The sequence below is a fragment of the Sporosarcina ureae genome, assembly GCF_002082015.1.
Lineage (GTDB): Bacteria > Bacillota > Bacilli > Bacillales_A > Planococcaceae > Sporosarcina > Sporosarcina ureae_A.
In genome coordinates this window covers 2,542,237-2,554,393 of the sequence record NZ_CP015109.1, presented here as the reverse complement: position 1 = coordinate 2,554,393, position 12,157 = coordinate 2,542,237, and the positions used below count along the sequence as shown (strand labels likewise).

Below are 12,157 nucleotides of genomic sequence, written 5' to 3'. Positions count from 1 at the left end.
TCACGGTCAAAAGAGCAAAATTCAATTTTACATGAAGGAAAAGTCCATAGGTACAGGATTATGAAAAATAAGAATTGAATTTTGATACCGATTCATGAGGAAGAATTGAATTCTTAAGGTATTTATATTTGATGCTATTATCGCGATTCATGGTCAGCAATTAAATACTAAAAGGTCTTCTAATCATTTTCATGATTAGAAGACCTTTGGAAAATCTCGAGTGAATTGCGTGGGAATTGTTTGGGGACCTGGTACCTTCTCTTCGAGAGCGTAGACTGTCCTCGAAGATGCTCAAGCAACGCTTCCACTGTCGGAAGCGGAATTAACTCCACATCTTGCACAAAGTCAAGAAACGATACATCCACTGGTGGCAAATAGATCCGTTTGAATCCTAACGTCAACGCTTGCTGGATTGCAGGCAACAAGCCATGGAATGGAACCAATTCACCATGCAGTGATAGAGACGTAATCACACAGATAGAATCATCTGGCGACAAAGGCTGATCCGTCAGTTCCTGAATAGCCGCAAGCAACATCGCACCATCAAAACCCGTCCCGCTCTTCCGTATATCCGCTGGCGACAAATGAATCGTAATCTTCTTCATCGTCAAATCAAAATCCAAATGATGCAAACAACTTAAAATACGCTCTTTCGATTCCTTGATACTCGCATCCGGCAACCCAATAATTACACACTGTTCCTTATCGACGCGTATGTCGGCCTCCACACGGACCCGTTCCCCTTTTAACCCCTGCAACCCAATACTCATCACAGTCGACGCCATCTCTTCACCTTCTTTACTAAATCTGATTTTATTGAGTATAACGGAGGTGATACAGCATGGTCAAAACAGCAAAACTGAATTCTTGAAAATAGAAACGGCATCAATATCATGTTTTATAAAAGAAGAATTAGATTTCACTCGCAATTTCAATAGAAGAAATCAATTCTTCATCTATTTTCTTTTACTACAAAAAAGTCACCCGATCGTTTACACGATCAGATGACTTTACATTTTGTATGTTCATGAGTTGTCAGATTAGTGTCTGAATTGTGTGATGCACAGGTAGCGATCACTTATTTAATCATCAGCTCAACAAGTAATGCTTATAGATACAAGTAAAGATGTATCTAATTTCACGGTTTATTCAATTGATAAAACCTCAAATGAAGTTGCATCCGGCGCTGTAGAAATAGAACCATCAGATCCTATTTGGACATTCATTTGATCTTCCAATTGTGTTACGGTAATTTTACTTGCATTTAATTTTTCATTTGACTTTGTCAGGATATCCAAGGCTTTATAAGCATTACCGTTTAGAACCAAATAATAGTCAGCAGTTAGAATAGAGACTTTTCCTTTTAGGTTTTTCTCTGTGAACTTATCTAGTGAAATGTATTCTTGCTTTTTACTAAATTGATAAAGACCATTCGGTGCATCACTATTCGCTACCGCTGTGGAATTAGTTAAAAAGAGTACAGAAAAACTTAAAACTAGACCTGTAATTACTAAAGAAACAATCTTCTTCACCATTAACTCCCCCTACATTCTATAACCTATTAATAGTATATAAGAGTATGACAATCATATCAATACGAATTGCTTATTAATGTTAATTGTTTTAATAGCAAACTAGATACTTTTCTTGTTCATGTTAACCTGCTTTTCTCTTCCATCTAAAACTCATTACGGGCAAACGGTTGGTGCTATAAAAACTCCATTATCATATACGACTTATAGAGACCTATGTCTAAAGACAGTTAGGTACTCGCATTTAGATAACCTCTGCATTATGGCATAAGTTTAGATACTTGATGGTTAGTTATCTCTTCCTACGGTTTCTTCTAGTGAAATACTGAGTGAAAAACCTTACTATGGAAGCGAAGAATTCTAACAGACGTTCTGGTAATACGTCTCCTATTTTATCTTCAATATCTGTTAGCAATCGTAAGTAATGGCGCAACCATTGCTCATTCGTCCAGGATTTAGGCAATATAGCTATTTGCATTCAGCCGATATACGCACTATTGCTAAGTACATAGCGAACGGACTTATGTGTCCAAGCGGATTGTCGATATGTGGGGCCGAAATAGCGTTGTAAGTTTTCCGCCAACTTCCGTAAACTCATCCCCTCCATATACTGATAGAAAATATATTGCAATGCGGTAAACCCTTGTATGGCTCCTACGTCATCCATATTTTCCACTGTCGCTGGTATGAGTCTTTCCTGTTGTTCTTCCGTTCCTTTCACGTACCCTAGAGGTAGGTAGCTTACATTAAAACTTTTCCGTTTAGTGATTTTTGCTTTTCTTCCATCTGCCATACAGAGAAGTAGATGCTCTCGTTCTGTTTGAGCATGGCTAGTCAATAGAAGAAAGAACGTCTTGAAATACTCTGCATCATTCGTCAGCCGTTCCGATACTGTGACCACGGTCTCTATATGCTCGGTGATTGCGAGGATGTGCCGATATTGCCCTCCAGATCCCGCCCGAGGCGGTCCACTGAATAAAATAATAAGGTATCCACTTTTGTCCCTTCATGTAGATTTTCCAACATCAGCTGCAGCTCAGGACGATTCGTATCCTTCCAAGAGGGAGTATCCGATATCGCTATATCATTTGATAATTGTAATGCCATGATATTTATCATATTGATTAATTGCTTCTTGCTGATAATTGAGACTTTGTTCAACGCCCAAGCCTTTTACGGTAATGAATTTCCTACAATACCCTATACCGATTTTTGGGTTGCCCATAATTTCAAACTCCCTTCATGTTTCGCTTATTCTGTCTGACAGATGGTTGTTTAATACGTTGATAATTCTTCGAAATTATTAACGATAGAGTTGATTTTTTTCAACTACACATTCAAATGGAGACAGAAAAAGTCAGCTACCATACAGTGGTAGCTGACTTTTCTTTTACATCGACCATATTTTAATTCGCATTGTAATCAGGTGCAGTGACGAAATCGACTACTTTTCCTTCATCTACCGATATTACACCCTCTACATACTGATTCATTAGTTTAAGTAATTCCATAAGTTTCACGGTATCATGACTTAGACTTGGTGTTGAGTCAACGAGCAAGCAGTCAACTTTCTCCTTGTTAGCTCGTAAATCATTTAGTATCTGTTGGATCTCAGGTCTGTCCATATCCAATCCAGAATAGCCAATGTCGGAATACTGCCTCACGATTGAGATTTCGTGTTCAGATGCATAACTTTCAATTTTCTTTCGACGTGCTGATTCCTTTTCCACACCGCTTGCTGATTGATCTGTAGCCACGATTCTGAAATAACTGATACCAATTTTCTGATTCACTTCACCATCTCCTCCATTTATTCCTCATTTCATTGCATCTTAAGTGGATTGTCCAGCACGTGTCTCGACATGTAATTAGAAACTTCCTATTTATACTCCTTTCTTGCTAATCTAATTCTGTCTGATGAATGGTTGTTTAATTCGTTGATATTCATTACAAATTATTTCCCGTAGAGATGAATCTTTTCAACCGATATTTAATAAAACTCCTCCAGTTAAAATAGACCCTACTCCAATGGTGGCAATAAGGTCTTTTGATTTGTATTCAGGATTAAAATATATTGATGATAGTTGTGTAGAAAAAGCAGATAGGAAAAGCTCTATGATCAAGACCAAAGGTCTTTCTCATTCATTTACTATACTACTAAGAAGTTGGAATAGTGTCCGAGTTATGTGAGGCACAGGTACTCAAATCTAATGGCCAACCAGAATAAGATTTGATGATCTGTGAAATAGAGAAGGCCAGGAGTTAAGATGACGATAATCAAAATGAATTTTTAATATTCAAGTACTCCTTCTGCGTATTACTTTAAGAATAGCACAGCCATCTCTAATAGCCATCCTTTGAATTATATTACCCTCATTTAATAGAATAGTGGTTGAACTAGAACTTCAACTGCCGTTTATATACAATGGATGCTAAACCTATCTATACAATTGGGGGGAATTCTTTATGTTGTCATTTCTACGATCACTATACAAATATTGTTCAGAGTGGATTGGCTACTTGGTGATTTTTCTGAGAAATTATATTCTATCCAAGCATGCAACTAGTATGGAAAATATGCATTGAGGAGCCAACTTGCATCCTATGTTCGTCGTTTTGAAAAAGAAAACATTCCAACACCGCGTCCAACACCAGCATTTCGGCAACTGTGGATGCTACTCTCTAAGCACTTAGGAAACTGGAAGGAATCATTGGTGATGGTAAAACCCGATACGGTCATTCGTTGGCATCGGACAGCTTTTAAATTTTATTGGAAACAAGAGTCCCAAAAAATAGGACGTCCTACGATTTCTCCTGCAACAATCCAGCTGATCAAACGAGTACATAAAGAAAACCCGTTGTTGTCACCAGAGAAAATTCATGAAAAGCTTCAGATACTTGGTGTCGATCAGCCACCAGCTCCAAACACCATTGCCAAGTATCTGCCAAGCACACGGAAGCCGCCTTCCGAAAAACAGATTCAATTCTGGAAGACGTTCTTGCAAAACCATCAGGAAGAGATATGGGCAACCGATTTCTTTACGATTCCCACACTGACTTTTAACGTACTTCATGTATTAGTGATCATTCATCATAAAACCCGTAAAATTGTTTATTTTGGTGTCACAACTAACCCAACGTCCGAATGGACTATCCAGCAATTTCGAAATGCAACGCCCTACGGCAAAGTTCCTAAATATTTGATCCATGATAATGATCCGATTTTCTGTTCCAAGACATTTCAAGCTTTCTTACAGTCATCGGATATTATTGCAAAGAAGACTGCTTATCGATCTCCTTGGCAAAACGCATATGCCGAAAGGGTAATCGGCACGATTAAAAGAGAGTTGGCAGACCAAGTGATTCCTTTGAATGAGCGGCATCTACGCGATCTGCTTACTGAATACATCAAGAGCTATTACAATACGCATAGAACGCATCAAGGAATTAACGGACAGACACCAATCCCTTCAACTGTTTATCTTCCGACTTCGGCAGATGAAACCGTATTGGAGGCAACCCCGGTTTTAAATGGTCTCTACCATACATACATGAAAGCAGCTTAACTGGATCAATTGAATATTTTTAAAAAGCCTAGTGAAAAGGCTTTTTGGGCATGCCTAAATTTTTCTCCCCTTATTTACCGACCTTTCTTCTTTCTAAATTGGATGATAAAACTCCTGAAATCTAGCTAAATAGAAAAAGCCATCCGGTGAAATCATAACGATTTCTGTCCGGATGGACTTTTTGAAGGCGACACCCTACCTCCAGTAATGGAAGTAAGGCTATAAACTATATCAATAAAATAATATATAGTTGAAGATCACTTAGTAACAATTCGACATAAGAAAAACCCTCTAACCGATTGCTCGATTAGAGGACTAGTTCTCACAACTCAACGAACTCCATGAATTGTGTCTGAATTATTTGTGGTCTAGGTACCTATAAACAATTACAGTTTACATAACTAAATTAATCTACTTATTCATTAGTACCGTAGCCAGCTACTTTCACTTTACCTGTATAACTATTTCCGTCTACTGAGTCTTCACTATATGTTCCAGTAAACGTATTCTTTTTTAATAGTGATGTTGCCTCGCTACTACCATTCGCAGCGCTAGTTCCAATACCTTCAGCTTTGTTTCCCGCTTTATCTATATTGATTGTATTAGAATAGATGTTTGTACCGTTAGCTGATTCAGATACGCCTCCAAATCCAGCAGAGTTTTCTGCTACTCCTATAACGATAGTATTTCCTGAAGCAGTATCAGTGTTGTTAATTTTGAAAATACCCGATTTGAATCCTGCGATAGTATTTCCATTAACAATAGTTCCTGATGCGATATTATCAGTAGCGTTTAAGTTAATATTTCTTTTAGTATCGATAGCAGTCATATCAGTTGAATTTCCATCATGAGTTATAATGTTATTTGTAATCTGAATACCAGTGTACGTATTTTCTTGTGAAGAGAATACATTAATTGCCTTCATATCAGTATAATCATTTTTTAATTTTAATCCTTCAACTGTTACGTTAGAAGATTTGATTTGGATTTCGTTGTTTATATTGTGTCCATTACCTTTTAAAATAACAGAACTATCAATAACAAGCGCTTCATCTACTTCAATGTCTCCATCTAGTGTAATAGTATCAGTAACAGGTGTATCTTTTGCAGCAGAAATTGCTGCTTTTAGCTCTTCAGCTGTATCAACTGTATTCTTAACTTTAAATGCAACTGTTTGTGGTACTGATTTACCATCTTTATCGAAAGTATTGAATACCACGTTCACTGTAGTTTCTCCAGCGCCAATACCATTCAGAGTCCAAACACTGTCGTCCTCATTTGCTGTAACTACGTTTTTGTTAGCAACTACGACATCTTTGATATTTGAAGATTTAAGTTTTTCTTTAACATCATCTGTCTTGATTACTTCACCAAATTGATCATATAGTGTAGCTCCTTGACCATTAAGAAGTGTAAGTAATCCCTCTGAAGCTCCAACCAGTTTGAATGATTTGCTATTAAACGTAACATTGTTAAGTTGTGAAGTAGTATCTACTACTTTAAAGTCAACAGTGCCATACTTGAAATCATTCTTAGTTGCAGTAAGAGTGTACTCACCTACTGCTAAATCTGCACTAGCAACATCATATTCAGAAGCATCTGTTTTAGTTTTTACTGGTGTACCATCTTCATCTGTAACTACAAACTTTACATCAGTAATAGCCGTTTCTGAAGTATGATTACCATTCTTATCTATACCGAAGACACTAAATGCTAAACTATCATCTGCTTTACCATTCTTATCGAATACTAGGTCATCACCTGTATTAGAGATTTCATAATCAACTGGTGTACCTGCTTTTGTAACATTTACAGTTACAGTTTGCTTGTCAAGGTTACCTACTTGAACGTCAACAGTAGTTGTACCTTCTTTTCCAGTAGTTGGCTTGATAGTTAGTGTAGCTTCACCTTTGTCATTAGTGGTTGCATTGCCTGTAGACACTACATCACTTTTAGCGATTGCTTTAACAGTTTCGCCTTCTACAGGATTCCCGTATTGGTCTTTAACAGTTACAGTAACCTTTTGAGCAGCACCGGTATCAACTGTGTTAATCGTTTTGTTTGAAATTACGAAGCTATCAGCTTTCGCAGGTGCTTTCACATCTACGCTAATGATTTGCTCAAAGTTAGTACCTGGAGCTGTTACTTTAACTTTTGCAGTTCCTTTTTGGTAAACTCCAAGAATTTGTCCATCGTTTTCATTCACAAGCATAGTTTCAGGTGTTAATGATTCGAATTGGAATTTAGTCGAAGCATCAGCATCTTTAGCTACTAAATTACCAAACTGGTCTTCAACATATGGTACGATAAATTTGTCATCGTCAGCAGTAGCTTTATTCACATAGTCGCTATCTAATGATGTAACTGCATCTTCAGCTTTCATAGTAGAACTCACGTTTTTAGAAGAAGCAATTGTGAAGAATTTGTATGAAGAAGCCATCGCATCTTTCGCTACAACTACTTGTAGTTCAGACTCAATTGCATCTGCTCCAGTTCCAACTGTAGCTTTTACAAGAAGAATGTCTCCATCAGTAAGATTGCTTGTATCTACAGTTCCATTTTTCTTTACGGCTGTAGAATCAGAAGTATATGTTACTTCAAAGTCTTCTGTTACATCAGCTTTTCCTGCTAATACTTCAGACTTTAATTGAACATTTCCAGATTTAGTAGCTACAATCTTAGTCAAAATGTTAACTGCAGTTGGAGTAGACATTTCATAAGTGAAATCTACCATCTGTGGTTCTGCACCATTGTAAACCAACTGGTAGTTTGTATCTTCTTTCAATCCGTTAGCTAACTTAAGTTGAAGTTTACCATCTACTGCTTTCAACTCTGAAATTTCGTAGTTTGCATAAAGATTATCTTTGTCAATTACTTTAAAGTCTTCTTTATTTAAGTCTTCAGGTAGTTTGTTAAAGTTAACTGTTACCGTTTTAGCGGTAATCGCCATTACCGACTCGACAGTAACTGCTTCCCCAGGTACGACTACTTCACCTTCTGGAGTTAGGATAACGCCATTGTCTTGTTCAAATACATCTTGTTGAACGCCTGACTCTGGCAACTCTTCATTTCCTTTTGTAAGAATATCTGTACCCTTATAGACAACGCCGTTAGTTGCTAGGTATACATCTTTGTTTTTCAACAATGCTAATTTTTCTTTTAGTGTCTTGCCTGACAATGCATCTACGGAAACAAAGTCCTTAGTAGCAAGGTTGTATAGACCGTTTGCTGCAACATCATTTTCAGCTGCGAATGCAGCTACCGGAGTCAATGCTGAAGTAGCAAGTACAGCAGCTAGTGACAATTTAAATCCTTTTTTCATCAAGTCTTACCCCCAATATAGTATTTATAAATATTACGAGTCTCCTAGAAGACTCGTAATATACAAGGTTGTTAATTGTTATTATTTTCTTGCAGTAAGATCAACTGTTGCTGTTTTCACTTCACCGTTTACTGTGTACTCAGCTTTAAGTTTATTCTGTGGTTTGTTAACAAGGATAATTTTAGAGAACTTTCCATCTTTAACGTCTACTACAGTATTTTCTTGATCTGCTTCTTCAGGTTGTGCAATTAGTGTTACTGTTGTAACTTTGCCGATATCGCTTGTAGCGATTGTTCCCGCAACGTCAACAGATTTGATTCCTAATGCTTGAGTAACATCATTTGTGTAATAAGACTCAGCAGAAGTGAATGTGAATTCTACTGGCGCTGCAGCTTCTAATTCAGCAATTTTATCTTCAGCAGCAACTAAAGCATCTTTAGCTGTTTGCTCAACTAATTTTTGTTGATCTTCAGTCAATGCATCAAATGCAGTTCTAGCATCGTTAACTGCTTCTTTGTCTGCAAGTGTAAGGTCAGCAACAGCTGGAAGTGCTGTAATTAGGTCAGCAGCAGCTTGTGCCTTTTTACCATCTTCAGAAGCAGCTACTAGCTCAGCAATTTTCGCTTCAGCATTTTTAAGTGTTTCTAGTGTAGCAGCTGAAACAAGACCTTTTTGAGTTGCAGTCAATGCTTCGTATGCAGCTCTTGCAGCGTCTACGTCAGCTTTGTCAGCAAGTGTCAAGCTTCCAACAGCAGGAAGTGCAGTCACTTTTGCAGTCGCAGCGGCAGCAGCAGCTTTGTCAGCAGCAGATGTAGCAGCAGTATCAACTGGGCCTACTTTAGTAGTATCTTGCTCAATGATATAGAACGAAGTTGTGTTACCCTTCACTTCGCGAGTGACAGTAACTTTACCTTTTTTCAATTCATTGATGAAGTCTTCAGCAGTAGCAATTGGTGTGTTACCAAGACCTTTGTATTCGTAAGTTACGTCTTTTTCATCAGCATATTTAACTGCATCTTTTCCGCTGAAAGTAAGTTCTTTTTCTTCGGAATCATAAGATACAACTTCGCCAGTGTAAAGATCAGAAACTGCTTTTGTAGCTGTGAATGAAGCAGTAGCTTCTTTCGCAGTGAATGCATAGTCCTTGCCATCTGTATCGATAGCAGTACCAGTAGCAACTACACGTACAGAAGTATTTTTATCCATAGTTGGAGTTACTTTAAGGTCCGTGTTACCAGTCCAAGCGTTGCCTACTAATGTTTTTTCCTTAGTAACAGTGTAGCTACGGTTAGGAGAAACGATTTGGCCTTCTACAGTTACATCGTTAGCGCCTGTGTTGAACACAGTGTAAGATGCTTTCTTGATAGAAGTGTTTGCAACTTCTTTGTTTGATTGGTTAACTAGCTCTGCTTTGAATGTTGCAGTCTCGCTACCTTTGAATTCATCTGTTTCTTTACCTGCAGCGTTATAAACTTTTAATGCCGCTCCGTCAAGGAATGCTTCCTTGAAGTAAGAGATTGAACCGATTGTGAATGGCTCACCCTGGTCTAATTTACCTTCAACAGCGTTTGGAGTATTTACATCGATCCAAGCGATTGGAGTAGCGTAATCATTCTCTACATCACTTCCGATAACGAATGATGCTTTACCGTTATTGTCAGTTTTAACAGAGATTTGCTTACCGTTATATTGTACAGTCTTGTCGTCATTCGTTTTGATGAATTGAGCGTTCGTGTTTGTAGTAATTACACGATCCAAATCTTCGTTGAATGCAACGTTTACGATTTCGTTTTTAGCGATATTACCTTCTTTGTTCTTCACAACTACTTCGTATTTACGACCGTTCTTAACACCTTTAGCAGCAACGTCTGCACCGTCACGTGTCAATTCGATTGTGTAAGCAGCTTGTTGTGCAGCAAACGTAACTGTAGATGCTTTTGCTTGCAATAGGCTAGCTTCATAAGATGCAGCTGGCTTGTTGCGGTCATTGTTCAAGTCAAATACTACTGGAGTAGCAGTTGCGTTTGTACCTGAAACTGTGAATGTAGCTTCACCTTTTGAATCAGTAGTGATTGTTGCTGTTTGAGGATTCTTATCATTAACTAGTTGAGAAACTTTAACACCATTTACTGTGGCGTTTGTAAGTTTGTCAGAAGTTACATTGATATTTTCCGCAAGTGATACATTGAATGTTCTGTTAGCTTCTGGCTTACCAGTTACAGCATTCTTGTAAGTAACTTTGTAAGTTTTGTTAGCACCGTTACTGATTGTGTTACCAACTGTAACGTCTTCAATGTTTAGAATTGTATCAACACCCCAGAATACATAACCAGTGCTACGTACAGTTGGAGCTCCTGTTGGATAAGCAGTTACTGTGTCAGTGCCTGCAGAATACTGAGTGTAAGAGAATGTAGCGATTCCATCTTCGTTAGTCCATGCTTCGAAGACTTGGTCTTTGTTTGTTGTGCTAGTTGTGTTAGCTTTCACGTTGAAAGTTACAGGGATACCAGCAGTTTTCACGCCAGTGTCAGCTGAAAGGATAACCTGTTGTCCAGTTTTACCTTGTACTGATTGGTTAGTGATTTTAATAGAAGTTGGAACTACTGCTTCGATACCAGTAAATGTACCGATTGCTTTGCCGTCCAAGTTCACTGTGTACTTTTCTCCGCCCTTTTGTGTAGCAGTTGTCAATACAACAGTTTTGTTATCAGTTTGCTTAACTGCTGCGTTAGAAACAGTCAAACCATCGATAGAGAATTTCAAAGAATCAATGTTTTTCACTTCGTCTTTGAACGTTACTTCTACTGTAGTAGCATTGATGCCTTTAACAGTCGCAACTCCAGGAGCTACAATTCCGCCACCAACTTTATCAAAGTCTACTAGAGTAGTCTTGTAAAGGAATGAAGCGAATTGTGCACGAGTTGTTGTGTTTTTTGGGTTGAACTCAGGTGCAGCTGGGTTTGTGATGTCGAAGAAGTCTAGAACGTCGATAGCCGGACGAGCTTCAGCTTTCGCTTTGCCTAGGTCTGTAACGTCTTTGTTAAATTCTTGTTCTTTCACGTATGATACTAGGTCAACGTCATGTACGCGGTCGAATGCACGAACAAGAACGATTGCCATGTTTTCACGAGTGATGTCGCCTGCTGGATCTAGTGTGCCGTCTGGTTTACCAACGAATAGGCCGTTGTCGTAAACTAATGCAGACATTTTTAGAAGCTCATCGTTAGATGTAGTCTTCAAGTCAGCAAAGCGTGGCTTTGTTTTGTAATCAGTAGGTACGTCATACCCTTCTGCGATCAACCATTTACCCATCAATTTTACAACGTCAGAACGTGTAAGTGTTTTGTTAGGTTGGAATGTTCCATCTTGGTATCCTGTGATGACACCTGCTTCAGAAAGAGCGTCGATCGCTACTTTGTGTGAGTTGTTGTCTTTTACATCTGTAAATTCAGCCGCGAATGCTACTGGTGCTACTGCTGATGCTACTAGTGCAGCTGAAGCAGCTCCTACTACAAACTTGCGGTATTTCGTTGGTTGGTTAGCCATTAAATAATTTCCTCCTCGTAATATCTCTTGTTTTTGCCTATTACTACCTATGTATGAGAGTAGTAAGCATTACACATTAAAGTATAGATAAGAATGTGCTAAAAGTCAATTGAATCTTGAACTAGATGATAGTCTAATAGCACGGTATGACAATTTATTTTCATACCATCTACTATTGTATCGAAAGATTA

General features: G+C 38.2%; 9 protein-coding genes. 1 reads left to right on the top strand and 8 read right to left on the bottom strand.

Annotation, left to right across the window (positions count from 1 at the left end):
• Positions 1–179 precede the first annotated feature (179 nt).
• From SporoP17a_RS12580 to SporoP17a_RS12560, 6 genes are all read right to left on the bottom strand, one after another.
• Positions 180–785 carry a magnesium chelatase domain-containing protein gene (locus SporoP17a_RS12580; protein ID WP_083034995.1) on the bottom strand — a complete coding sequence of 202 codons (606 nt, stop codon included), beginning with the start codon at positions 783–785 and terminating at the stop codon, positions 180–182.
• 360 nt (positions 786–1,145) lie between these two features.
• The gene (locus SporoP17a_RS12575; RefSeq protein ID WP_156890571.1) at positions 1,146–1,532 is read right to left on the bottom strand and encodes a hypothetical protein; all 387 of its coding nucleotides are present in this window, start codon (positions 1,530–1,532) and stop codon (positions 1,146–1,148) included.
• Between the two features lie 478 nt (positions 1,533–2,010).
• Positions 2,011–2,433 carry a recombinase family protein gene (locus tag SporoP17a_RS12570; protein WP_083034993.1) on the bottom strand — a complete coding sequence of 141 codons (423 nt, stop codon included), beginning with the start codon at positions 2,431–2,433 and terminating at the stop codon, positions 2,011–2,013.
• 5 nt (positions 2,434–2,438) lie between these two features.
• Positions 2,439–2,558 (bottom strand): hypothetical protein, encoded by a 120-nt coding sequence (locus tag SporoP17a_RS17335; RefSeq protein WP_420542206.1) that lies wholly within the window; start codon positions 2,556–2,558, stop codon positions 2,439–2,441.
• 58 nt (positions 2,559–2,616) lie between these two features.
• Positions 2,617–2,757: a hypothetical protein gene (locus SporoP17a_RS17045; RefSeq protein WP_237262325.1), complete on the bottom strand. Its 141-nt coding sequence runs from the start codon at positions 2,755–2,757 to the stop codon at positions 2,617–2,619.
• A gap of 181 nt (positions 2,758–2,938) precedes the next feature.
• On the bottom strand, positions 2,939–3,325 hold the full coding sequence (locus SporoP17a_RS12560; RefSeq protein WP_167693429.1) for a recombinase family protein: 387 nt from the start codon (positions 3,323–3,325) through the stop codon (positions 2,939–2,941).
• Between the two features lie 789 nt (positions 3,326–4,114).
• Here SporoP17a_RS12560 and SporoP17a_RS12555 point away from each other — a divergent pair.
• Positions 4,115–5,098, top strand: coding sequence for an integrase core domain-containing protein (locus SporoP17a_RS12555; RefSeq protein ID WP_208859799.1), 984 nt, complete (start codon positions 4,115–4,117; stop codon positions 5,096–5,098).
• 415 nt (positions 5,099–5,513) lie between these two features.
• Here SporoP17a_RS12555 and SporoP17a_RS12550 read toward each other — a convergent pair whose 3' ends face one another.
• Positions 5,514–8,420, bottom strand: coding sequence for an Ig-like domain-containing protein (locus SporoP17a_RS12550; RefSeq protein WP_083034990.1), 2,907 nt, complete (start codon positions 8,418–8,420; stop codon positions 5,514–5,516).
• A gap of 81 nt (positions 8,421–8,501) precedes the next feature.
• Positions 8,502–11,966: an S-layer homology domain-containing protein gene (locus tag SporoP17a_RS12545; RefSeq protein WP_083034989.1), complete on the bottom strand. Its 3,465-nt coding sequence runs from the start codon at positions 11,964–11,966 to the stop codon at positions 8,502–8,504.
• Positions 11,967–12,157 lie beyond the last annotated feature (191 nt).